At 62.9% G+C, this 23,536-nt stretch carries 22 protein-coding genes; 9 read left to right on the top strand and 13 right to left on the bottom strand.

Annotated elements, in window-relative coordinates; translation table 11 throughout:
- The first annotated feature begins 617 nt into the window (after positions 1 to 617).
- The 5 genes from QMG80_RS11425 (at position 618) to QMG80_RS11405 (ending at position 4,921) form a co-directional block, all read left to right on the top strand.
- Complete coding sequence (locus QMG80_RS11425) at positions 618 to 1,718, top strand: GNAT family N-acetyltransferase (protein WP_085772936.1); 1,101 nt, start codon at positions 618 to 620, stop codon at positions 1,716 to 1,718.
- Between the two features lie 541 nt (positions 1,719 to 2,259).
- Positions 2,260 to 2,634 (top strand): transposase, encoded by a 375-nt coding sequence (locus QMG80_RS11420; RefSeq protein ID WP_085772935.1) that lies wholly within the window; start codon positions 2,260 to 2,262, stop codon positions 2,632 to 2,634.
- Positions 2,635 to 3,262: 628 nt separating this feature from the next.
- Positions 3,263 to 3,913: a hypothetical protein gene (locus QMG80_RS11415; RefSeq protein WP_085772934.1), complete on the top strand. Its 651-nt coding sequence runs from the start codon at positions 3,263 to 3,265 to the stop codon at positions 3,911 to 3,913.
- A gap of 87 nt (positions 3,914 to 4,000) precedes the next feature.
- Positions 4,001 to 4,624, top strand: coding sequence for a molybdenum cofactor guanylyltransferase MobA (gene mobA / locus QMG80_RS11410; RefSeq protein ID WP_085772933.1), 624 nt, complete (start codon positions 4,001 to 4,003; stop codon positions 4,622 to 4,624).
- A 66-nt stretch (positions 4,625 to 4,690) separates the two neighbouring features.
- Positions 4,691 to 4,921, top strand: a complete 231-nt coding sequence (locus tag QMG80_RS11405; protein WP_158658857.1) for a hypothetical protein — start codon at positions 4,691 to 4,693, stop codon at positions 4,919 to 4,921.
- A 70-nt stretch (positions 4,922 to 4,991) separates the two neighbouring features.
- On the opposite strand, the gene QMG80_RS11400 is transcribed toward QMG80_RS11405, so the two are convergent.
- The 8 genes from QMG80_RS11400 to QMG80_RS11365 all read right to left on the bottom strand — a co-directional run bounded on the left by QMG80_RS11400 (position 4,992) and on the right by QMG80_RS11365 (position 14,698).
- A complete protein-coding gene (locus QMG80_RS11400; RefSeq protein ID WP_085772932.1) occupies positions 4,992 to 5,735 on the bottom strand; it encodes an SDR family oxidoreductase in 744 nt (247 codons plus the stop codon).
- A 173-nt stretch (positions 5,736 to 5,908) separates the two neighbouring features.
- Positions 5,909 to 6,817, bottom strand: coding sequence for a cytochrome c oxidase subunit 3 (locus tag QMG80_RS11395; RefSeq protein WP_085772931.1), 909 nt, complete (start codon positions 6,815 to 6,817; stop codon positions 5,909 to 5,911).
- 34 nt (positions 6,818 to 6,851) lie between these two features.
- Entirely contained in the window at positions 6,852 to 7,451 is a 600-nt protein-coding gene (locus tag QMG80_RS11390) for a cytochrome c oxidase assembly protein (RefSeq protein ID WP_085772930.1), read from the bottom strand.
- A gap of 131 nt (positions 7,452 to 7,582) precedes the next feature.
- Positions 7,583 to 9,259, bottom strand: coding sequence for a cytochrome c oxidase subunit I (gene ctaD / locus QMG80_RS11385; RefSeq protein ID WP_085772929.1), 1,677 nt, complete (start codon positions 9,257 to 9,259; stop codon positions 7,583 to 7,585).
- A 56-nt stretch (positions 9,260 to 9,315) separates the two neighbouring features.
- On the bottom strand, positions 9,316 to 10,182 hold the full coding sequence (coxB, locus tag QMG80_RS11380; RefSeq protein WP_085772928.1) for a cytochrome c oxidase subunit II: 867 nt from the start codon (positions 10,180 to 10,182) through the stop codon (positions 9,316 to 9,318).
- A gap of 761 nt (positions 10,183 to 10,943) precedes the next feature.
- Positions 10,944 to 13,232, bottom strand: coding sequence for a transglycosylase domain-containing protein (locus QMG80_RS11375; protein ID WP_085772927.1), 2,289 nt, complete (start codon positions 13,230 to 13,232; stop codon positions 10,944 to 10,946).
- Between the two features lie 479 nt (positions 13,233 to 13,711).
- Positions 13,712 to 14,074 carry a DoxX family protein gene (locus QMG80_RS11370; protein WP_085772926.1) on the bottom strand — a complete coding sequence of 121 codons (363 nt, stop codon included), beginning with the start codon at positions 14,072 to 14,074 and terminating at the stop codon, positions 13,712 to 13,714.
- Positions 14,075 to 14,089: 15 nt separating this feature from the next.
- The gene (locus QMG80_RS11365) at positions 14,090 to 14,698 is read right to left on the bottom strand and encodes an FMN-dependent NADH-azoreductase (RefSeq protein ID WP_085772925.1); all 609 of its coding nucleotides are present in this window, start codon (positions 14,696 to 14,698) and stop codon (positions 14,090 to 14,092) included.
- A 97-nt stretch (positions 14,699 to 14,795) separates the two neighbouring features.
- Here QMG80_RS11365 and QMG80_RS11360 point away from each other — a divergent pair, with 97 nt between their 5' ends.
- The gene (locus QMG80_RS11360) at positions 14,796 to 15,203 is read left to right on the top strand and encodes a winged helix-turn-helix transcriptional regulator (protein WP_085772924.1); all 408 of its coding nucleotides are present in this window, start codon (positions 14,796 to 14,798) and stop codon (positions 15,201 to 15,203) included.
- Between the two features lie 213 nt (positions 15,204 to 15,416).
- On the opposite strand, the gene QMG80_RS11355 is transcribed toward QMG80_RS11360, so the two are convergent.
- Positions 15,417 to 16,040, bottom strand: a complete 624-nt coding sequence (locus QMG80_RS11355; RefSeq protein ID WP_158658856.1) for a PAS domain-containing protein — start codon at positions 16,038 to 16,040, stop codon at positions 15,417 to 15,419.
- A 159-nt stretch (positions 16,041 to 16,199) separates the two neighbouring features.
- Between QMG80_RS11355 and QMG80_RS11350 the strand changes: the two genes are divergently transcribed.
- On the top strand, positions 16,200 to 17,006 hold the full coding sequence (locus QMG80_RS11350; RefSeq protein WP_158658855.1) for a rhomboid family intramembrane serine protease: 807 nt from the start codon (positions 16,200 to 16,202) through the stop codon (positions 17,004 to 17,006).
- A gap of 41 nt (positions 17,007 to 17,047) precedes the next feature.
- Here the strand turns inward: QMG80_RS11350 and QMG80_RS11345 are convergent, their stop codons facing one another.
- Both QMG80_RS11345 and hisI read right to left on the bottom strand, forming a co-directional pair.
- Positions 17,048 to 18,043 (bottom strand): patatin-like phospholipase family protein, encoded by a 996-nt coding sequence (locus QMG80_RS11345; protein WP_102938220.1) that lies wholly within the window; start codon positions 18,041 to 18,043, stop codon positions 17,048 to 17,050.
- Between the two features lie 141 nt (positions 18,044 to 18,184).
- Entirely contained in the window at positions 18,185 to 18,565 is a 381-nt protein-coding gene (gene hisI / locus QMG80_RS11340) for a phosphoribosyl-AMP cyclohydrolase (protein ID WP_085772922.1), read from the bottom strand.
- A 222-nt stretch (positions 18,566 to 18,787) separates the two neighbouring features.
- Between hisI and QMG80_RS11335 the strand changes: the two genes are divergently transcribed.
- Both QMG80_RS11335 and QMG80_RS11330 read left to right on the top strand, forming a co-directional pair.
- Positions 18,788 to 20,206: a glutamate synthase subunit beta gene (locus tag QMG80_RS11335; protein ID WP_085772921.1), complete on the top strand. Its 1,419-nt coding sequence runs from the start codon at positions 18,788 to 18,790 to the stop codon at positions 20,204 to 20,206.
- Positions 20,207 to 20,212: 6 nt separating this feature from the next.
- Positions 20,213 to 20,464, top strand: coding sequence for a hypothetical protein (locus tag QMG80_RS11330; RefSeq protein WP_085772920.1), 252 nt, complete (start codon positions 20,213 to 20,215; stop codon positions 20,462 to 20,464).
- A 452-nt stretch (positions 20,465 to 20,916) separates the two neighbouring features.
- Here QMG80_RS11330 and QMG80_RS11325 read toward each other — a convergent pair whose 3' ends face one another.
- Together QMG80_RS11325 and QMG80_RS11320 are read right to left on the bottom strand one after the other, a co-directional pair.
- Positions 20,917 to 21,486: a copper chaperone PCu(A)C gene (locus QMG80_RS11325; protein ID WP_085772919.1), complete on the bottom strand. Its 570-nt coding sequence runs from the start codon at positions 21,484 to 21,486 to the stop codon at positions 20,917 to 20,919.
- 57 nt (positions 21,487 to 21,543) lie between these two features.
- Positions 21,544 to 23,490, bottom strand: a complete 1,947-nt coding sequence (locus QMG80_RS11320; RefSeq protein ID WP_085772918.1) for a CopD family protein — start codon at positions 23,488 to 23,490, stop codon at positions 21,544 to 21,546.
- Positions 23,491 to 23,536: the final 46 nt, after the last annotated feature.

The raw sequence follows: 23,536 nt of genomic DNA, 5'->3' as shown, positions 1-23,536 counted from the left end.
CGATTCCACCTCGGGGGCAGACGATGAAAGCCTTCTCGCCCGTTTCAATCTGGTCGCGCGCGTCTGGCCTAGATCACGCGGCGCTCAGGCGACATCGCCTGAATGCAGAAAACGTGATCAATTCTGAAAGCGTAGAGCGCGCATTGTGCGAAAAGCCGGTTTTCAGTTTTTCGCGTCGCGCTCTAGCGGCGATTCTTTGCCTGGCGCCGCTGCTTGGCGGCTGCGCGACAAACTACCATTTTTGCCCTTCCGGCGCGGCGGAGGATCCCTCCCATCCCTTCGCGCCCTGCAAGGCGCCGGCGCCGCCTGAGCCGCGGACAAAGTGAAGCGATCGACATTGGGGCCGAGCTCTGATCGTAAAACTCCATCCGTTTCACGAAGAACTCGCTCTTGATGTCGACGAATGAGCGATCATCTGCGCCGTCCGCGACCAGGCCACGAAATCACGACTTCGAACAGCGCAAGGAATATTTCAGTATAGTAGTTTTGCTCAGCAAAAGATCCACGCCAGATAGAGTGGACAATGATAAGTATCTTCCCTAATCGACCGTAATTGCCGACTCCGATATGATCGCTTCATATTGCGGATCCTAATCCTCCGATTGAGAGCTGGAAGCATGTGCGGGTATGACGCCAGCAGCGGAGTGACTGCGAGCTCGGTTTCTCGAGACGCGGCCCTCGTCTCGGAAGCCAGCGTTCGCAAATTCGGCGACTTGCTTGCAGGCGAGCGCTTCGGCGGCTTGCGCGAAGAGACGCTGTTGGGAATGGCGGAGCTTGCGTCGGTTGGGAGCGCGCCAGCCGCGCCTGCCGAGTACAGGCCCATTTTTTTCGATCCCCATTGCCCGTCCGAGAAATACTACGGTTGGCGCTGCCTGCATGAAGAGCCGGGACTGCGCATCCTCAGAAAACAACTCGGGATTTTTTCAAAGATCCTCTTCCTGTGCCAGAACGTCGACGACGAGCGATTGTCGCAATTGGTGAAGGACCGGCGCTTTGGCGGCCCGACGATCATACAGATCGTCCATGACTTCTCGCGACCCGCAAGCCCGGCAGGCGTATCTCTGGGGGGGCGTCATTTCGAGCATTGTCAAAACGACAGGACGTTGAATATCGGAACTCTCTTGATAGAGCTTGATAAGCCAGAGGAAGAGCTTTGGAAGAATTTTGATCCGAACTCTAGAACGAAAGTCCGTCGAGCGGCCAAGGAGGGCGTCCAGGTTCGCATCTCCGCACGGCGCCACGAAGAAGATCTCCGCAGCTTTTTCGATTTCTATCGACCGTTGGCGAAGCGAGCCAATCTGGATGTCCCCTCGCAGCCGCTTGTGGAGAGAATGATAGATGCGGGCGACATGATCAGCGCCGCCGCGGTGGCGTCGGACTCCACGGTTGTCGCCGTCAATCTGATCTACCTCTGTCCGCCCTACGCCTATGATGTCTGGGGAGCGAGCTCCAACAATCGAATAAATGGCGCCGGCCACCTCCTAAGGTGGGAAGGCATCAAATGGCTCCAAAATCGAGACTTTAGATGGTACGATCTCGGTGGAGCGGCGACGACGGACCCGAGCGACCCCATTTACAGTTTCAAGAAAACACTGGGCGGCCGATATGTGAGCCTGGGCTCCGAATATCGCCGCATGGACGCCTTGACGACGGTGGCGTACGCCGGCTTCCGACTGACGAAGAAATTGACGCGGCAGATGTCTCCCCTGCGGCGATAATCCGAATTCCCCCTTTTCGCCGCCAGCGAGTTCCAGCGAATCGCCACCTCTATGTTCTGCGCTCCTTTGAGCGGGAGCAGCCGACCACGGCGCAGTCCAAGCGTGAGACTGCCAAGCTCTCGTCACCATCCGCGATTGCTATTTTTACATAATTCTGCCTGCGGCTCGCTGAGCCTCAGCTATATTTTCGCTGTATCGTCGGTTTTTTCGCTGAGTAGAGCATTTCAGATCTGCTAAGCTGGAGCAAAAACATCAAACCAAGTACATTTGCGAATTGGCGGATCCGATCGACTTTAATACCGTTAACCTTCGTTTGCGTGATCTGCTCCCTTCAAGGGGTAGTTTTCGCCTTTCCACATTGGCGCACGGCGGCGGCCTTCCCGCCAAAGCCGATCGCCGAGGCCTGCAGCCGCCGATGCGGGATCTGCCTGGCGCATGGGCAAGGTTCTTCGTCGAGGCTGAAGCCAGGCGCAACCCGCCACGCTCCTCCACTGACGTGGCGGGTTGCCGCCGGCGCGTTTCATCCGCACAGGAGCTTGGGATGATGAGCTGTTATCTCACCGACGAGCGCTGGACGCTGATCGCTTCCCGCCTGCCCGGCAAAGCGGGCGACCCCGGCTGCCATGGCCGTGATAACCGCCTGTTCGTTGAAGCCGTGTTCTGGATCGCCCGGACTGGCTCTCCCTGGCGCGCCCTTCCGCCGCATTTCGGTAAATGGTACACCAACTACACCCGGTATCGCCGTTGGACACAAAGGGGGATCTGGCCCGGCGTCTTGCACGCGCTGGCGGCCCATGGAACCTGCGAGTATTTTTTCGAGGGGGATGCAATTCGCCATGCGGCGAAACATCCGCTCACGCCGGAGGAAGCCTCGGCCGCGGTCTCGGCCGCGCGATCGAGCAAGAAGGCGGCCTGAGCCGTCCATACCGGGCTTCAGGATTGCGCCTCAATGCGATTGGGCCAGCGACCCTCAGTGTGACTTGGGCATCGCAACCGTAAATTGTCGTTTTCATAAAAACCCCAAAAATGCTTCCATTTGCTGATGGGCAAACCACTCCCCGCTTAAATAATCTCTGTTTTCCTGCGCGAACTCCGCAGCTAACGCAGGCTACTTGCTCAGGCGAGCGGCGCAGGGTCTCCTCCGCTGAGCCTTTCGCCAACGGCTGCAGCCGCAGCCGTCGAGGTTAGGGCTGTCCGGAGCATGCGCGAAACCTCTCTTAAGCCGGGGCAGCCCGGCCGGCGGTCGCTGCTTCTTTGGTAGCCGGACGGAGAAGCCAAGAACGTCGCCCGAGAAAGTCTGATTACTGCGCGAGCGCCTCCCAACCGGCAGCAAGCATCGTGGTGGCTCACACGAACAAGCTGGCTTTAGGCAATATTGAGCCCATGCTGTGTCATTTTTGCCATAGCTGAGGTATTTTTAAGGATCTTCGCGTACGTAAGTTTACATAGGTTCGAGGCCGTGTTTTACTCCCCGCGTCCAAAAGTCTCCGCGAGGCGGAGCGTCGATCGCAATGCGATCGGAGCTTGACACAAGTGAGGCTGCGATGAACCTAATTTTTTCCCGCTCGAGAGAGCTTCTGGTCGGCACAGTCAGCGCCGCTGCTCTTCTACTCTCGGCCTCGCCGGCTGCGGCGATGCTCTATACCCTCGAGTTCAAGACGGCGACCCAATCGGGGGTGATCAATTTCACCGCTCCGGACTGGACCAAGCAGGGTCTGCCGGGCGAGATCAGCAGCGTCTCGGTCACGGACAGCTACGTGATCACCAATGCCTCCAAATTTAACGACAGCGGCGTAAAGGAAAGCGTTGTCAGCATCGTCCCGGCTGGAAGCTTCAGCAACGTCGCCAACCAGCAGAACGACAACGTTCTTAAGACATTCACTCCCGACGTGCCGGCAACTCTTCCGACCTCGGACGATTACACCACTTGGTTTGGTTCGGGCGGCTTTGCCGTCAAGCTCGCGGACAATACCGTCATCGATCTGTTCGTCAAGCAGCCGAACAACTCACGCAATGTCGTCCTCGATGTCGAGTCGCTCGACACATCCAACCACACCATCGTCTCCCAGGGAACGGCTATCCTCATCGACGCACCGGCCGCTGGTCCCAAGCCTGCCGCTGGCTTGCTTGGCCTCGCCGGCCTCCTGATCTGCGCCGCCGCGCTCAGATTGCGTGACCGGATGGCGGCTCGCTGATTTAAGACCTGCGAGTCTGCGGCCGCGCAGCCGCCTACTCTTGAACGCTGGGCCCCTGGAGCGTAAATCGCTCCGGGGGCTTTTCTCATGACGAAGCCAGTCGGACTCATCCTGGCCGGAGGCTTGGCGCGCCGGCTCGGCGGCGGTGACAAGGGGCTGATCGAGATCGGCGGCCGGCCGATCCTCGCGCGTCTGATCGAGCGGCTTGGACCCCAATGCGCTGCTCTCTTCCTCAACGCCAATGGCGACGCGTCGCGTTTCGCCCGCTTCGGCCTTTCTGTCATCGCCGATGAGAGGGAGGAATTCGCCGGCCCGCTCGCGGGTGTGCTCGCGGGCATGGAGCATGCCGCCTCGCACTTCCCATCGACTTGCGACCTGCTGAGCGTTCCGGCCGACACGCCTTTCATCCCTAACGATCTCGCGGCGCGGCTCATCGAGGCGCGCGCCGACGCCGGCGCCCGAATCGCGGTCGCCGCATCGGCTGGACGCGCGCACCACGCCGTGGCGCTCTGGCCTGTGTCTCTCGCCGGGGATCTCCGGCAGGCGCTCGCCGACGGCGAGCGGCGTGTCTCCGGATTCATCGCGCGCTATGAGAATGTTGCGGCGCAGTGGCCGACCACGCCTTATGATCCCTTCTTCAACGTCAATCGACCGGAGGACTTGGCCGAGGCGGAAGCACTGGCCCGCGAGGCGGACGTATTATTCCAATAATAGCAAAACCTGCCGCTCGGCCCTCGACGCCGCCCGCGCGGGCCATAAATCAAGAAATCGTTGAGAATGACGAGACCTCGACGGATCGCAAAACTCATGCGTAGAGACCGCACCCGCAAAGAGACTTCAGAGCGCAGCCCGGCTCCTCTTGTCGTGGCGATCGTCGGCCTGCTCGCGGCGGTGGCGAGCTTCTACGTCAGGAACGAGGGAGTCAGCGCGACGCTTTTGGGCTCCGGCCTCATCACCGCGGGATGGTGCGTGATCTACTGGGCCGCCTATACGCCAAGCGACGAGTGAGTTTCATTTTTCTCGCCCCGCGCTTTCTTGCGAAACGATGCGATTCGCGAAGGAGATTTTCGAGCGGCGGTCAGATCGTCAGCGCGCATAACCCTCCATCGACGAGAAGGCTCTGACCGGTGATGAACCCGGCCTGCTCGCTGCACAGGAACGCGCAAGCGGCTCCGACCTCCTCCGGCTTCCCCGCCCTTCCTGCGGGCACGCGAGCGATCAGGGCCTGCGCGGTCGCGCCGAGTTCCGCGAGTCGTTCGGTCATGACAGTCCCCGGCAGCAGATTGTTGATCGTCACGCCGTCCTTGGCGATCTGCCGAGCAACGCCCGCCACATATCCTGTCAGCGCGAGGCGCGCGGACGTGGAGAGATCGAGTCTCTCCACCGGCATTCTGACCGTCGCCGAGGTGATATTGACGATTCGCCCCCAGCGCCGCTTACTCATGCTCGGCGCGAAGACTCGGATCATCTCGACAGCGGAAAGAAAATTGGTTTCGAGCGCGCGCTCCCAGTCCCCGAGCGTCAACTCCGTGAAATCTTTTGCGGGCGGGCCACCGGCGTTGGTTACGAGAATGTCGGTCTCGGCGCTCGCCGCCTTTACGGCGGCCCGCCCCTCCGCGGTGGCGACATCGGCCGCGACGATGGCGGGCCGCCTTCCACCCGCGCCCGCAATCCGGTCAGCCACTATTTGCAATGGCTGAAGCCGCCGCGCGACGAGCGTCACAAGAGCGCCCTCGCCGGCGAGCGCTTCGGCGCAGGCCCGACCCAGCCCGCGGGAAGCTCCGCAGACGATCGCGCTTTTGCCATCGATCCGAAGATCCATCCAAGCCTCGCTTCCGCAAAAGAGCCGGTTGCGACCGCCTGCCCGATCAGCCGAACGGCTTGCGTCGGTCCAAATAACAAAGGGACTGGAAGACGATGAGCCGCGTCCGCCAGTCCCTGTTCACTTGCGTCATGAGAAAGCGCCGCGACGCAACCGTCGCGGGGCGCGCACCCTCACTCCATCACGCCGCCCCAATTGCCCCAGACGTAGATGCAGATGAAGAGGAAGATCCAGACCGCGTCCACGAAGTGCCAATACCACTCCGCGAATTCCAAGCCGAGATGATTATGCGCCGAGAAGGCGCCGGCGCGCGCGCGCAGCAGGCACACAAACAGAAAGATCGTGCCGACGACCACGTGAAAGCCGTGGAACCCGGTCGCCATGAAGAAGGTCGAGCCGTAATTGTTGGCTGTCGGGTGACGCGGATCGTAGCCAAAGACGAAGGGCGCGTGGATGAACTCGTAGACCTGGAGAGTCGTGAACAGCAGGCCGAGGCCGATCGTGAACATCAGGCCTTTGATCAGCTGGCCGCGGTTGTTTTCCTTGAGGCCCTTCAGCCCCCACATCAGCGTTCCGCCCGAGCTCACGAGAATAATCGTGTTGATGATGGGCAGGTGCCAGGGGTCGATGACCATGGTGCCCTTCGGCGGCCAGAGGCCCCCGAAAACTTCCGTGCGCATATATTGCACGGCGTCGTTCGGGAAGGTCGCGGAGTCGAAGAAGGCCCAGAACCAGGCGACGAAGAACATCACCTCGGAAAAGATGAAGAGCGCCATGCCCCAGCGCAAGCCGTTCTGCACGCCGGGCGTGTGCCAGCCAGGCCGGTTAGCCTCGTTGATCACGTCGCGCCACCAGACGAACATCGTCGCGAGCACGGCGGCGAGACCCAGGAAAAAGCCGCCCGCGCCAATCTCCTTCGAATGAGGGAAGATCGCTTCGCCCTTATGACCCGAGAGCCAGATCACTGCGCCGGTCGCAAGGATCAGCACCGCGAACGACATGACGATCGGCCACGGGCTCGGATCGACGAGACAATAATTGCGGTCTTTATCGGAAGGACCTGTCGTCACTTCATGCGTCATTTGCGTTCCCCTCTAGCGCGTCAATGCGCTTTCGCTAATTCAAGCCGACGTTCTTGCCTTGAGCACCTTCGCCGCCCTGCGCCGTTTTCCCCTTCGCGGCGAAGAAAGTGTAAGAGAGCGTGACTTCCTCGACTCCGTCCATGAGCGGCTCCTCCTGCAGCTTCGGATCGAGGAAGAAGACGACCGGCCACTCCGCCTTCTCATGCGGCCCGAGCGTCTGCTCCTGGAAACAAAAGCAGGCGAGCTTGTTAAAATAGGGACCCGCCTGGCCGGGGCTGACGTTGAACGAGGCGAGTCCCCGCGTTTCCTGGTCCGAGAGGTTCTCGACCCGGTAATAGACTGTCGCCACTTCTCCGACGCGGATTTTGACCTTGGTGACTTCCGGCTCGAAGCGCCAAGTCAAGCCAGGAGAGGTGTTGGAGTCGAAACGCACGACGATCGTCCGGTCGATGCTTTCCGTCGGCGCCACCGAGGCCCTTTTAGTCGCTCCCGCAATGCCCGTCGCCGTGCAGAAGGCGCGGTAGGCCGGCGCTGCGATGAAGGACAGCGCGAGCATCCCGACGGTAAAGGCCACGAGGCCGATCGCCGTGCGCCATGTTCGCCATTGCGTTGAGTACCCGCGCTGTTGCTCCATGGGAGCGACCTTTCAATTGGCTAGGCGCGCAAGGCGCCTTCGCTGCTATTTTGCGCCTTTTCGGAGAGACGGGTCTCGCGCTCGGATTCGAAGGCGAAACCCGTTCAGCTCTTTCTCTCGCCCGTCCAGCCTTACTCGACCACCGGCAGGGCCGGCGGCGTGAGAAACTGATGGAACGGCGGCGGCGAGGTGAGCGTCCACTCCAGCGTGTTCGCGCCTTCGCCCCAAGGATTGTCGCCGGCCGCGCGCTTCTTGATGAGCGACTCGATCATCACATAGGCCCAGGCCAGGAGGGCGCCGGTCACGAAGAGCATGCCGGTCGACGACACCAGGTTCCAGAGCGCATAGGCGTCCGGATAATCGATGTAGCGGCGGGGCTGCCCGGCGAGGCCGAGGAAGTGCTGCGGGAAGAAGACCACGTTCACGCCGATGAACATCAGCCAGAAGTTCAGATCGGCGACACGCTCGTTGTAGAGGTAGCCCGTCATCTTCGGCCACCAGTAGTAGAAGCCGGCGAAGATGCCAAACACCGCGCCGAGCGACAGCGTGTAGTGGAAGTGCGCGACGAGATAGTAGCCCTCGTGGAACTGCCTGTCGGCGCCGGCGTTGGAGAGCACGATGCCCGTCACGCCGCCGATCGTGAAGACGAAGATGAAGCCGATCGCCCAGAGCATTGGCGTGCGGAACGAGATCGACCCGCCCCACATCGTCGCGATCCAGGAGAACACCTTGATGCCCGTCGGCACGCCGACGACCATCGTCGCGAGCACGAAGTAGCGCTGGGCGGTGAGCGACAGGTTCACCGTATACATGTGATGCGCCCAGACCACCGAGCCGATCACCGCAATGGCGAGCATCGCGTAAACCATGCCGTGATAGCCGAACACCGCCTTCTTGGAGAAGGTCGAGATGACTTGGCTGACGATGCCGAAGGCCGGCAGAATGATGATGTAGACCTCGGGATGGCCGAAGAACCACAGCAGGTGCTGGAACAGCAGCAGATCGCCGCCGCCGGCCGGATCATAGAAGCTCGTGCCGAAGTTGCGGTCGGTCAGCAGCATCGTCACGCAGCCCGCGAGCACCGGCAGCACCATGATCAAGAGGAAGGCGGTGACGAGCAACGACCAGACGAAGAGCGGCATCTTCATCAGACCCATGCCCGGCGTGCGCATGTTGAAGATCGTCGTGATGAGGTTGATGGCGCCAAGGATCGACGAAGCGCCCGCGGCGTGCAGGGAGAGGATCACGAAATCCATCGCAGGGCCCGGCGTGCCGGCGTTGCTCGACAACGGCGGGTAGAACGTCCAGCCGCCCGCGAAGCCCCTCATGCCCGGAGCTCCCTCGACGAACATCGAGAACACGGCGAGCATGAGCGCCGTGACGAGCAGCCAGAAGGAAATGTTGTTGAGGCGCGGAAAGGCCATGTCCGGCGCGCCGATCATGATCGGCACGAACCAGTTTCCGAAGCCGCCGATCAGAATCGGCATGGCCATGAAGAAGATCATCAGCACGCCATGGACGGTGATGAACATGTTGTAGAGGTTCTTGCCGGCGTCGAGCGCGCTGTCGGCGTCGGCGCCATGCATCACCTGCGCAAGCGCCGGAAAGATCTGCACGCCCGGCTGGGCGAGCTCAAGGCGCATCGCCAGCGACAGAAGGAAGGCGATCACGCCGCCGATCGCGCCCAACCAGATGTAGAGCGTGCCGATGTCCTTGTGATTGGTCGAGAAAAGGAAGCGCTTGAGCCCCGTCGGCGTTTCGTGATGTTCGTGCGTCGCGGTCGCGACCAGACCGTCCAAGTGAGCCATTGTGAGTCGTCCTTGCGGGATGGGCTTGTCTGAGTATTGCGGGGGGGGGGGAAGGATTAGGGATTGACCGCGACCCGGGCCGTGGCCCCGGCGCCATCCCCGCTAGCGAATTTCTCCTTCGCTTCCGCGAGCCATTTTTCATATTCGGGCCGGCTGACAGCGCGAATAGCGATCGGCATATAGGCGTGGTCCTTGCCGCAGATGAAGTAGCATTCGCCGTAATAAACCCCCGGCTTGTCGATCTTGAACCAGGTCTCGTTCAGACGACCGGGGATCGCATCCATGCGCACGGCGAAAGAGGGAATGCCGAAGGCGTGGATCACGTCGGAGGACGTCACCTGCACCTTCACCACCTCGTTGACGGGAACGACGGCTTCGTTGTCGACAGCCAGCATGCGCAACTCGCCGGGCTGGAGATCGGAATCGGGCTTACCCCGCTGCTCGAAGGAGAAGCCGCCGCCCTGCTCCTTCGGATAATCATATTTCCAGTACCACTGATTGCCCGTGACCTTGATTGTCACCGAGGGCTCGGGGACGACGACCTGCGTCGTCAGAAGATGCATCGAGGGAAAAGCGATGCCGATCAGGATGAGACAGGGGATTGCGGTCCAGACGATCTCGAGCAAGTGGTTGTGAGAGTATTTCGAGGCGACCGGGTTGGCCTTCTCATTGAAACGCCACATCACATAAATCAAAAGCCCCAGCACAAAGATCGGGATCAGCGTGATGATCGGCAGCAGCACGTCGTTGTAGAAGGCCTGGGTCTCGTGGCCGGCGGGCGTCGCCATCGCCGGCAGACCGATGCCGCCAGGCGTCGGGCGCCCTATGTCGTCTTGAGCATATGCGGATTGACTGGCGGCAAGGGCCGCAATGACACAGCAAAAGGCCTTGCCGTAAAGGCAAGCCAAAGTCTTTTTCGACATGTCGTTCCCCGTTGTCGATGGTCCGCCCATCGTGGCGGTTTTACGCGCAGAACCTGCCGCCCGTTCCCCCCGGGCGGCCGAAACGCTGAAGCGATCCAGATGGTTCGGCGCGACGCAACCTTTGTGCCGGCCCCCTTCAAACCACAAGCCTTAGTGGGGCGCAATCGACGCGAGGTCGCACTGGGGGGGACAAATCGTCGCGCCGAGAGTGCGCCGCCGAATAGGCTCAAACGCGGGTCGAGTCCAGAAAAAAATACGTAGAAATCAACAGCCGCACGCATCATGCGTTGACGTCAGCAATATCCGGTAACTTAATATAAAGACACGTCGCTGCTACGAGAAACGGCCGTGGTGAACAACGCCGTCCAGACCGAGTGTAAACGCTGTCCCGCACACTCTCTCAACAAGAGATCCCGCGCCGCGAAACTTTCGTTTCGCAGCGGCGGGCCAATACCTAGCGAAACTTGCGGATCAAAGGCGCGTCAGAGTGACGGCCAGAATCACGACCATGGCGACCATGCAGCCGGGGATCAGCCAACCCATTATAACCTCCCGTTTTATGCGCCACTGAGGTGGCGACTTTCTTCTTTTGCAGCGGAGCCGCAGGGCGCAGAGTCCTCCGAGGGACGGGTCCTTGTCAAGCCCTGAAGGGAATGAAAAGTCGGAATGCGTGGAAAAAGCTTGAGCAGACGGCGTTTTCCTCTTCGAGCAACACGGCGGCGCGGGGCCTGTTCCATGCCAAGACTTCTTTCGGGACAGCCTCAGCGGCCGAACAGACTTTCGAAAAAATCCTGGCCAGATTCGCGTCGCGTCTGCGGAGGCCTTCGGGGAGCAACGCCACTGGGAGGCGCGGAGGGGATGTCCGCCGGGGGCGTTAGGCCGTTGGGCGCGGGGCTTGGCGGCGGCGGGTCCTCGGCCGGCGCGGGCGACGGCGGGTTCTCGGCCGGCGCGGGCGACAGCGCCCGCGTCCGAATCGGCGGCGGGGGATTAGGCGGCGGCGCGCCGCCGCGCAGGAAGTCCAAGACGTTCTCGACGAGATCGGGTGCGGACAGGCCCTGGGACGCGTTCCAATAGCCGCCGGGGAGATCGGCCGGCGGCGCGCCGCGCAAGGCCTCCCGCATGAAACGGCTCCAGACCTCGACGGGCAGATTGCCGCCCGTGACATGCTTGGTTGGCGAGTTGTCGTCATTGCCGAGCCAGACGCCGGCCACGAGGCGGCTCGTATAGCCGACGAACCAGGCGTCGCGGAAATCCTGGCTCGTGCCCGTCTTGCCGGCGGCCGGCCAGCCCGGCAGCTCGGCCTTTCGCGCCGTTCCCGTGACGAGCGTCTCCCGCATCATCGTGTTCATCATCGCGACGTGGCGCGGCTCGATGACGCGGCCATTGCTGGCGTTCTTCCACTGATAGAGCACGCGCCCATCGGTTGCGCGGAGAACCTTGGCGACCACGTGCGGCTGCACGCCAATTCCGCCATTCGCGAAAGGCGTGTAGGCCGAGACCAGCTCGAGCGGAGTCACCTCGGAGGTGCCGAGCGCGATCGAGGCGTTGGTCTGGAGATCCGAGGCGACGCCCAGACGATGCGCAGTGCTGACGACCGCCTTGGGGCCGACCTCGAGCCCGACGCGCACGGCCACCGTGTTCAAGGAGAGCGAGAGCGCGCGCGTCAGGGTGACCGGCCCGAAATACTCGCGGCTGTAGTTCTCGGGCTGCCAGCCTTTCACATTGAGGGGGCCGTCCTCGCGCACCGTGTCGGGCGTCAGGCCGTGCTCGACGCCGGCCAGATAGACGAAAGGCTTGAAGGCCGAGCCCGGCTGGCGCTTGGCCGAGGCGGCCCGGTCGAACTGGCTCTCGCCATAGTCCCGGCCGCCGACGAGTGCGCGAACCGCGCCCGTGGGATCGAGCGCGACCACGGCGCCTTGCGTGACGCCGAACTTCTCGCCCTTCTTGTCGAGCTCCTCCGTGAGCGCCTGCTCAGCCAGTCTTTGCAAGCGCTTGTCGATGGTCGTGGTCACGACGAGATCTTCGTCGATCGAGCCGAGCTTGTCGGCGAGCGCGTCCATCACATAGTCGGCGGCGTAGTTGATCGTGCCAGCGCCGTCGTCGCGCTTGGCCCGCGCGGGCTTCGCGAGCGCCCCCTTCAGCTGGGCCGGGGTGATAAAGCCCTCCTCGCGCATCGCATTCAGGACCTGCTCCGCTCGCTCCTGAGCGCCTTGCGGATTGCGGTCGGGCGCAAGCTTGCTCGGGGCCTTCATGAGCCCGGCGAGCACGGCCGCCTCGGGAAGCGTGATCTCGCGCGCGCCATGGCCGTAATAGCGGTGCGCCGCCGCCTCGACGCCATAGGCGCCCCCACCGAAATAGACCCTGTTCAGATAGAGCTCGAGAATTAGGTCCTTGCTGTATTTGCGCTCGAGCCAGAGCGCGAGAATCGCCTCCTGGATCTTGCGGGAGAGCGTGCGCTCCTGGGTCAGGAAGAGATTCTTGGCGAGCTGCTGGGTGAGCGTCGAGCCGCCCTGCATGCCGCCACGATGGAGCACATCGCGCAGGAGAGCGCGCGCGAGCCCCTGCGGGTCGAGGCCCCAATGCGAATAAAAACGGCGATCCTCGATCGCGACGAAGGCCTTCGGCAGATAGGGCGGCAGCTCGGAAATCTTGATCGCCGCGCCGCCCATGTCGCCGCGATTGGCGATGAGATCGCCGTCGAGTGAAAGAATTGCGACATTGGGCGGACGTTTCGGCACAGCGAGCTGGTCGATGGGCGGCAGCCGCGCGCCATAGAACAGCACGAGCGCGGCGAGGCCGATCGCGCCCCAAATGCCGAGCACGAAAGCCCAATAGAAGAGCCGCCCAAGCAAGGAGGAGGAAGACCGCGACGGCCCCCGCCCCCGCCCACGCGGCGGCTTCGGAGGCTCCCTGCACGGCGGCTCCTTTGGCGGCGACGCGGAACGGCTGCGGGAACGCGGCGCGTCGGGACGATCGCGCGGATCGGCTCTAAGCTCCCCGCGCCGCGCCTCCTCGAAATAGGGTTCGCGGCGGTTGTCCTTACGCGCCATTGGCCTCCCCTGCGCCGCTTCGAGCGAATTCCGCAACAGGCGCCAGACTATTGCGACCAGAATTCGCTACCGCCTCCCGAGCCTTGCGGCGATAGAGCGGATAGATCTCGCTGCGTTCGAGCGGAATCCCTCAAACGCAGATACCATGGTCGATTCCAAAGTTTTACGGCGCGGTTCGCGCGAAAAACCGGTTTCCGCTTTTCGTATCGCGCGTTCTAAGGGTTAACCCAGGCGCTTTAAGGGCTGGTTACGGAAATGCGGCGTGGGGCGGCGGCTAGGAACGCGCGCGCCGTCCGCGCGAGGGCGACCGCTCATAAAATAAATAAGAGCAGGAAATTTAGCATTAGCGTCTTTTACCGTTTCAATTTGCGTCTTGCGTTCAGGCGATTCCGCCTGAACGCAGCGTGATCTAGCGCACCGCCCCCCCCCCCCCCGGGCTGGGGCCGCGCCCGGCAGCCGTCATCCTGATTTCATCCACGCTAGCGGTGCAGCCAGGCGATCGAGGCGGTGATCGCCAGCAATACGACGGCCGGAATCGGGCTGCCGCCGATAACGAACAAATGGACGAGCGCGGCAAAAAACATGGTGACAGCGAGCAGCAAGCCGCTGAATGCGGCTGTCGCCGTAAAAAATAGGCCGATCGCGCCCACGACTTCGATGAGGCCCGTGACCAGCCGGAACCATTGGCCTATGCCGATGTGATCGAAACTCTCGACCATCATCGGGACGCCCGCGAGCTTGGCCCCCCCTGCTGCGAGGAAGGCGGCGGCGGCGACAAGCCTCAACCCCCAAGACAGAAACAGGGTCATTTTGTTTGGGGCGGCGGAAAAAGACAGGTTCATTCTATCCTCCCGGCGTTAGGCGGCGAGCTTCTGGACGTCGGAGAGGGCCGCATCGACGGCCGCCGTGCGGCTTTGCGGGCCGAGCGCCAGGCCTTCGGCCCGGACGAAGGTGATATCCGTGATGCCCAGGAAGCCGAAAAAGCCGCGCAGGTAGGTTTCCTGATGGTCGAGGAAAGCCGCTGGCGCGCCTGTGCTGTATAGGCCGCCACGGGTGGAGGCCACGATCACCCGCTTGCCGCCAGCCAGTCCCTCGACGCCATTTTCCGTGTAGCGGAAAGTTTTACCGGCAACCGCAAGGCGGTCGAGCCAGGCCTTGAGTTGCGAAGGCAGGGAAAGATTGTACATCGGCGCGCCAACGACGATGACATCCGCAGCGAGGAAATCGGCCAGGGTTTTGGCGTTTCGGGCAACCGCCTGCTTGGCGGCGTCATCCTGGGGCTCCACGCCTTGGAAGGCGAGAAACTCGGCGGAAGAAAGATGGTCGATCGCCTCGGCCGCAAGGTCGCTGTGCACGACAGCGAGGCCGGGGTTTGCATGGGTCAATCGCTGGACGATCGCCGCCGTGAGCTGACGACTGACCGACTGCTCGGACAAGATGCTGGAATCGATATGCAGGAGTGTCATGGCTCGGGGCTCCGTGGTATAAGATTGTTACCTTGGCTATCAAGGTAACCAAGGGTCCGGCTCCACGCAATACGGCACATTGAGGTAACCTGGTATTATGGATGTAACTAAAACACGGGAACACCTCAAACACGCTGACTGCCAAAAAATTGGACAGGTATTAGCTCGCGTAGGCGAGAAATGGAGCGTTTTGATTATTATGATTCTTGCGGATGGGCCCCGCCGTTTTTCAGAACTTAAGCGAACAATTAACGGAATTTCGCAGAGAATGCTTACACTATGCCTACGTGGATTGGAGCGCGACGGGCTGATCAAGAGAACGGTTTATTCAGTCATGCCGCCTCGGGTGGAATATGAGCTCACCGCCTTAGGGCGCTCGCTCACCGAGCCCGTCATCGCGCTCGGCTCCTGGGCGCAAATGCATATTGCCGACATTGATGCGGCCAGAGAGGCGTTCGACGCGCAGGACGACCGCAAAGGCGTCCCACCGCCTCTCCCGAAATAACGCCGCTTCTCAAGGTCTTTGAAAAGCAAGCCGCCTCTCGGCCGTGTCGCAGCGCGGGAAGCTCGCCAAGCCCTCGAATAGAACGCCCTTCCTCGAGACGCCGTTGCTGGTCAATGCCGATGTCAGTCGGAATGATGCGAAAGGCGTCGAGGTGGGCGTTGATTTGGAGCGCGTCCCTTGCGATCACGTGATTCCATGCGATCGGGACGCCCGCTAAGCGCGGGCTTTTCCGCCTTCGTAGACGATGAAGCGGCGGCCGCCGATCTCGACTGGCGGGAACGGGGGCCTTTCCGGGCGCGCGCCGAAGCCTTCGCGCTCCCTGGCGTTCATCGTGCGCAGCGAGACGATCTCGATCTTGGCGGCCGGGACGCGGCCAAACCAATCGACCTCGCCGAGGGGGGAGAGCGAGCCGAGAACACGCGAGCGCGTCTTGCCGAAATGGCGCAGCGGCAGGAGCAGCAGCTCGAGGTCGAGCGCGCGGCGCGACGGGTCGGCCTCCTCGGAGTCAGCCGCCCGCGCGCGCGCTTTGACGCCTCCGACGATCGGCGTCGCGCCGTCAATGACCGTCAACACCGCCGCCGCAAGCTCGCGCTGATCCGCCTCCCGCCACATGCCGAGGAAGGGAGCCCCCCTGCCCTCGCCGCCCCAAAGCGCGTTGAGTCGTGTCCCCGAGAGCCTGAGCGGCAAGAGGCAGGCCTGATCGATCTCGACGATGAAGCAGTCAGCCAGCAGATGACGAATGGCGGCGGGATCAATGTCGTTGCGATCGGGAGCGGCGCGCGCCCCGCGCAGCCTGTCCCAATAAGCATAAAGATCTTTGCTGATCGAATGTCTCATGCGCGGTCCCCGTTCCGAAATTTGAAACAAAGTCGCATCGTTTCGGCACGACGGAAGCGCCAGAGGGGCGCTTCGGCTCTAAAGCTGCAGTTGGCGCGCCAGAGTTCCGCTCTGCTCAAAAGCTCGCATTCCAAACATAATGTGGTAAGGCGGCGGCGCGTGCGGAGCGCAGGGAACGACGCGGCCGTCGCGCAAGGAGGCGTGGTGAAGCGGGAGCCGATTTTCAACATCCCTTCGGTGATCGTCGCGATCGTCGCCGTCATCGTCGCCGTTCAGCTCGCCGCCGAGCTCCTGCCGCAGCCCTTCGGGCTGTGGCTGTTTGGAGAATTCGCCTTCATCCCCGCGCGCGTGAGCTTTCTCCTCGCGCCGGCCGCGACGCTTCGCGACCTCGCAGACCTCGATGCGGACGAGTTGACGGGGCTTTTCGATCGCGGCCCTCTCGTGACCTCGACCATGGCGAGCTACGCGTTTCTTCACGCCAATTGGACGCATGTCGGCGTGAACGCAGTGTCTCTCTTGGCCTTTGGATCGCCGGTGGCGAAAAGGCTCGGATCGCGGCGCTTCTTCTTGTTTTTCATAGCGACCGCCGTCGGCGGCGCGCTCGCGCATCTTGCGACGCATCCTTTCTCGCTAGAGGCCGTGGTCGGCGCCTCGGCGGGGATTTCTGGCGCGATCGGGGCGATCGCGCGCTTCGCCTTCGCGCCGGGCGGCGCGCTCCATGAGGATTGGGGGCGCGCGGGCGCCGGCGGCGACACACAACCGCTGCAAGGGCTTCTCGACAATCGGCGGGCGGCGATCTTCGTTGCGACCTGGCTCCTCGCCAATGTTCTGTTCGGAACGCTCTCGACGGCGCCCGGCGGCGCAGGCCCCATCGCCTGGGAGGCGCACCTCGGCGGTTTTCTCGCGGGGCTGATGCTCTACGGCTGGTTCGAGCCGCGCCGGCGGCCGGCAAGCCCTTCGCGATAACGCCCGGGCTGGAGGCGCGATCCAGGGCGCGACCCCGTCCGTCAGCTTGAGAGCGCCGCAGCCGGAATGTGCGAGAAGATGGTCGGCAGCGCGCGCTTGGCCGCGTCGCGTCCCATGGCGATCGCCTGCTCGGCTCTGTGAAAGTCGAACATGCCGATCTCGTCGCCGCGGGCGTTGACGATGGCGTCCGGCGGGTCGCCAGCGAGGCGGGAGCGCAGAATCCGATCCTGCACGATGTTGAAGGCGTCGACCATCGCGCTCGCCACATTGGGCGCCGATCCGGCGGCGCTTCGCTCGAAAAAGCGCGGCAACAGGCCGACCTCGAGGGCGGCGCTGCCCCGCCCCCCGAAAGGTCCCTCGGCCGGCGCTCCTGCCGTCGCGGCCGCGAGCTGGTCGGCCACGACCTTCGAGCGATACATCATGTCGCTCGCCATGTTGATGGCGATCACATATTCCGCGCCGAGCGCCCGACACACCGTGACGGGCACAGGATTGACCAGCGCGCCGTCGAACAAATAGCGGTCGCCGACGCGCACGGGCTCGAAGATGCCGGGCAGCGCGTAGGAGGCGCGAATGGCGAGATCGAGCGCGCCGCGTTGCAGCCAGATCTCGTGGCCCGTCCCGACCTCGGTCGCGACCGCCGCGAAGGGAATCGGCAGTTTCTCGATGAGCAGGCCTCCGACCTCGTGCTCGAGCGAGGTCTTCAACCGCTCTCCGCTGATGAGGCTCATTCCGGAGAAAGACAGATCCATCAGCGCGAAGACGCGGCGTTTGGTTAGCGAGCGCGCGAAGGCCTCGATCTGATCGAGCTTCCCGGCGGCGTAGCAGCCGCCGACCACCGCGCCGATCGAGGTGCCGGCGATGACGTCGGGGAAAATCCCGCGCTCCTCCAATTCCCGGAGCACGCCGATATGCGCCCAACCGCGCGCGGCGCCGGCGCCCAGCGCCAGGCCGATCTTCACGCGGCGCGGCGCCGGCCCGTTTTCCGCTTTGCCCGAAGCAGGCGGCGGCACAACGCTCAACCGCTCGTCCGACATGTCAAAGCTCTTTCGCATCATGGAGAACATTGCGTGGCTTCGCCTCTGATCCAATCCGCTAGCCGGCTGGCTATCGAAAGAGATTTAGGATCGAAGCCTGCTCCCCGAAAGTGAGGGATTTGCTAACGCGCGCTCCTCGCCTCATTCGACAAAGACGAGCCGCCCGCCTTTCAACTTCCTGTAAAAACAGGATTTTCTCCCCGTATGGCAGGCGCCCCCGTCGCCCTGGGGCTCGACCTCGAGCAGAAGCGCATCTTGATCGCAATCCACGCTCAAGCTCAGGACGCGCTGGATCTGACCCGATGACTCGCCCTTGCGCCACAGACTTTGGCGTGAGCGCGACCAATAGTGAGCCTCGCCAGTTTCTAGGGTCTTGTCCAGAGCGAGCTGATTCATATAGGCGACCATCAGGACCTGACGCGTTATCGCCTCCGTCGTCACACAGACGATGAGGCCCTGCGCGTCGAAGCGGGGGGCGAAATCCGCGCCTTCCTCGAGCGCGCGCTTTTCCGTTGGGCTCATGATGAAGCCAATTTAGGACCCGCGCCGGGGTCTGCACAAGGGCACAGAGAGGCGAGCGCCCTCCCTACCGCTTGACGACGCGGCCTCAAGGCTCTTTAGAGGAAGTCGAACGAGCTTCGGGCGGCGGCTTCCGCCCGCAGAAAAACGATTTTGCGTCTGGCTGAAGGTCCGAACGCAGAGAAAATCCGATGAAGCGCCCGACGGCGCGGGGCGAAAGGCGACATGGGCAAGGCGACGGGGTTTCTGGAGATCGACCGGCAGGACCGCAAATATAAGCCGGCCGCCGATCGCATTCGCCATTACGACGAGTTCGTCATCCCGCTCTCGGAGGAAGCCACGCGCGCCCAAGCCGCGCGCTGCATGAACTGCGGCATTCCGTTCTGTCACAACGGCTGCCCGGTCAATAATCAGATCCCCGATTGGAACGATCTGGTCTATGAGGGCGATTGGCGGAAAGCGCTCGTCAATCTCCATTCGACGAATAATTTTCCGGAGTTCACCGGAAGGGTCTGTCCCGCGCCTTGCGAGGCCGCCTGCACCCTCAATCTCTCCGACCAGCCGGTCACGATCAAATCGATCGAATGTGCGATCGTCGACCGCGGCTTCGCCGAGGGGTGGGTCGTTCCGGAGCCGCCGCGCCGCAAGACCGGCAAGCGCGTCGCGGTCGTGGGCTCGGGTCCCGCCGGCCTGGCCTGCGCGCAGCAGCTGGCGCGCGCCGGCCACGAAGCGCATGTCTTCGAGAGCCGCGCCAAAGCCGGAGGGCTGCTGCGTTACGGCATTCCCGACTTCAAGATGGAGAAACATCTTCTCGACCGCAGAGTCGCGCAGATGGAGGCCGAGGGAGTCGTCTTCCACTACAATGTCACGGTCGGCTTCGACAAAGACGTCAACGCCTTGCTCGGGACCTATGACGCGCTGGCGCTCGCCGGCGGCGCGGAAGCTCCGCGCGATCTCCCGACTCCGGGACGCGATCTCGCGGGCATCCATTTCGCCATGGAGTTCCTGCCGCAGCAGAATCGCCGCGTCTCAGGCGAACCCACGGCTCCTGGCGCGCCGATCCTCGCGACGGGCAAGCATGTCGTCGTGATCGGCGGCGGCGACACGGGCTCCGACTGCATCGGCACCTCGCGCCGCCAGGGGGCCCTCTCCATCACTCAGCTCGAGATCCTCCCGCGTCCCCCGGACAGGGAGGACAAGCTGCGAGTCTGGCCGGACTGGCCGCTGAAGCTGCGCACCTCCTCCTCGCATGAGGAAGGCGCCGAGCGCGAATTTTCGATCAAGACCTCCGAATTCCTCGGCGAGAACGGCGTGGTGAAAGCGCTGCGCTGCGTCAAGGTGGACGACAAGTTCAACGAGATCCCCGACAGCGCCTTTTCTCTGCGGGCCGATCTGGTGCTGCTCGCAATGGGCTTCGTCGGGCCGATCAAAGGCGGAATGCTTGAAAAGCTCGGGGTCGCCCTCGATACGCGCGGCAATGTCGCGGCGGATACGCACAGCTATGCCGCAACCCGCGAGAAGGTTTTCGCCTGCGGCGACATGCGCCGCGGTCAGTCCCTCGTGGTCTGGGCGATCCGCGAAGGACGGCAATGCGCGGCGGCGATCGACGAATTCCTGATGGGCGAAACTGATCTGCCGAGGTGAAAGAACATGGAAAACTGGTATTGCGACAAGATCGTCGCCGGTCCTTGGCCCTTCCTGCTCCTGCTCATACCCGTGGCCGGCGCGTATTTTTATGGGAGGGGCAAGCGCAAGCTCGCCTGGATTCTGATCGGCGCCTGGATCGCCATCCAAATCCCGATGTCCTTCGCCAACAACTTCATGGTCAATTGCCAGGGCGACGCGCCGATGCCGGGCGAAGTCGCGCCGGAGAGCGAAGAGGCGCCCCCGCAAGGCAAATGACGCGGGGGAGCCCTCTCAGGGCGCGGAAAAGCGAGCTATCGGCCTGTCGCTTAAGACGTAACCTCGCCTTCGGAATGAGTCATATTTCTCCGTTCAGGCGGTTTCGCCTGAGCGCCCGCGCGATCTAACGCTCGAAATCGCGCACGACTCCGCTTGAGAAGCGGCCGCGTTGTTCGGACTGGCGCCGTGAAAGACTTCGTCGCCTCAGCGCTGAGAGAGCCCACTCCACTAGAGCGCGATGCGAAAAAGTGGAAACCGGTTTTTCGCATCGCGCTCTAAACTTTTAGAATCGATCACGTTTTCTGCGCTCAAGCGATTCCGCCTGAACGCAGCGTGATCTAAACTTTTAGAATCGATCACGTTTTCTGCGCTCAGGCGATTCCGCCTGAACGCAGCGTGATCTAAGTGCGCGCGCCCGTTGAGAGGCGCGCGCGTTGCGGCGTCCGCTCGCTTCAGTGGTGATGATCGTGATCGTGGTCATGACCCGCTGGCGGCGCGGCGGGCGCGGCGCCTGAAGCCTGCGCTTTTTCCCAGCGCGCCTGGGCCTCCGCATCATGCGCATGGGCGGCGTCGGGCGCCTCGATCGCAGCGTCGATGACGACCTCTCCGGCCTTCTCGAATTTGAGCGTCAGCTCCAGACCCCAGCCGACCTCGAGGTGCTTCTTGATGTCGAGCAGCAGCACATAGGCGCCGCCGGGCGCGAGAGTCGTCGTGGCGTGAGGAGGAATCGGAATGCCCGTCGCTTTCGCGGCGCTCCGCGCGTCGGGATAGATTTCGAAATTGCCGAATTTTTCGCCCTTCGCGCCGATCAAGCGATCGGGCTCATTCCCTTCATTGTGGATGAAGGCATAGAGATAGGCCTTCGTCTCGCCCTCCTTGGGCGAGCGGATCCAGGGATGCTCGACGATCAGCTTGCCGAGCTCATATTCATGGGCGCTCGCCGCGCCGACGGAAAAAAGCTTTCCCGTCACGAGCCCAGCGAGGATTGCGCCCGTCGACTGCAAAAGATCACGCCGCTTCATCTTACGTTCCTCCTAATTTGCCATCCGGCATTGGGCGGATGGCCCTTTCTTCGCACCTTAGTGCGAGTGCAGGCTCACGATGATGAAAGGTTCTCGGGCGAGTTGCGCGATCGCGGCGGAGAGCTGCGCGGCCTGGCCGGCGCCGTCCTCGAAATGCCGATAGCGCGCACGCAGATAGCCGGAGCGATCAATGAGATAATGCGCTTCCGCGATCTCGTCGCTGGGCTTCTCGTTCGGATAGCGGTTGATGATGGAATAGGCGCGTTCGACAGCTTGCGGATTGGTGGGCGCGCGCGCCATGAGCGAGGCGGGGCAGCCGCCTTGATAGACCGTCACATGGTTGGCGCCCGCGGCTTTGGCGGTTTCATCCGCAATGGCGAGAGACGCTTCGAGCGCATGTTCATCGACCTCGGGCGCGTTACAGCGCGCAAAGGAAAGCAGGGTCGGCGTCCCGCGCAGCCCGTAGAAAGTCGTGATCTTGTCCTCGGGATCGACGAGCTGGAAGTCCGGGGCGATGAGCCACTGCACCATCGGCTGCGCGCCGATGAAGCGGGCGCGGTTGGAATAGGACATCATCAAGAGGAAGTTGATCACGTCCCAGCGGTCGTCGGGGTCGAGCGTCTCCTTGAACCCCGGCATGACGCCGCTGGTGCCGCCATAAGACAGCCAGTGGAAGATGTCGCCGATCGTGTGGTTGCCCACATGCGGGGCGGTCAGGTCGGCGGGCGTGACCGGCAATCCCTTGAGGTCCTTCAGCCCGCTGGCGAGTTCGCCGTTCCCCTCGCCTGAAACGCCATGACAGGCGACGCAATTCGCGTTGAAATGCTTTTGCCCGCGCACGACCGACATCGCCGTGTAGTCGACAGCCGGATCGTTGTAGGTGTCGGTGTAAGCCACGGTGGCGAAGGAGGAGCCGACGAAAAGCGCCGAAAGCAGCAGCGCCCCGGGCGTCGAGAAGCGTCGCCATGGACGCAGGCGCGGCGCCCACCAAAAGAAGGCGGCGAGCGCCGCGCAGACGACGGCGACGACGGCCGACCATGCGGGCGCGAGATACCAGTTGGCGACGTCGATCCACGGCAGTTTCGCGCCGACATAGCCCCAGGTCGCCGACCAAGAGAGGCGAAATGGGAGGGGCCAATAAAGATCTGTCTCGTGCGAGGCGGGCGTGATGACCGCGATCCATCCGGCGATGAAGACGAGACCGGCAGCCGCGACCGCCTCCGCAAGGCCCACACGTCCGTACCAATCGAAGTCGAATTTATCGGCCGGCCGGCGGTTGAGGTATAGCGCCAGCGCCAGGGCCGCGAGCATGGATGCGCAGAAGAGAGCGAGCTTGATCGTCAGCAGCCGCCCATAGGGCGTGGCGAGCAGATTGGCGAAGCTGCCCACATTCTCCCACGCCATCACGATCCCGCTAATCACCACGATCACGATGGCGACCTTGGCGACGTTCGACCAACGCTCCGAAAGCTTCGCCGCAACCTCCGGCGACTTCCCGCGCCCGGTGAACATCCACCAGACGAGGCCGATGAGACCGCCCAGCCATGTCAGGCCGGCGGCCGTGTGCAAGAGGAAGCTTGCTTGCTGCCACCAGCGGAAGCTGTCGTCGATCGCATGACCGGTCACGGAGGTCAGAGCGAGAACGAGTCCGCCGAGGCCGAGCGTCGCCTTGTCGAAGACGCCGGAATCGACGCGCAGGCGAAGGAGAGTCGCGAGCGCGAAAAGCAGAGCGACGATCTCGGTCGCGACCCACGCCCGTCCGACGGACGTGCTCGTGCTGAAGGTGACGAGGCCGTCGAAGCTGAGCGGAACGTCAGCGGGAATAATCGCTCTGGCGATCAGCACGATGAGGCCGAAGCCGAGCACGGCGCGCAACACGCCGCATAGGGCGATCGCCGGTTTGAAGCGCGCGCCGTTCTCCTCGCTGAGGAGCGGCAGCAGCAACAAGCCGACTGCGAGCGCCGTCGGGAGCGCCTCGAAGAAGCGGAGGAAGGTTTGGGACATCTCGTTTTGGTTTCCCGCTACGTCGTCTCGACCGCCATCTGCGCCA

This window comes from Methylocystis bryophila, assembly GCF_027925445.1.
GTDB classification, from domain to species: domain Bacteria; phylum Pseudomonadota; class Alphaproteobacteria; order Rhizobiales; family Beijerinckiaceae; genus Methylocystis; species Methylocystis bryophila.
Note: the sequence above shows the minus strand (reverse complement) of the source record. Positions and strands in the feature narration are given on the sequence as shown.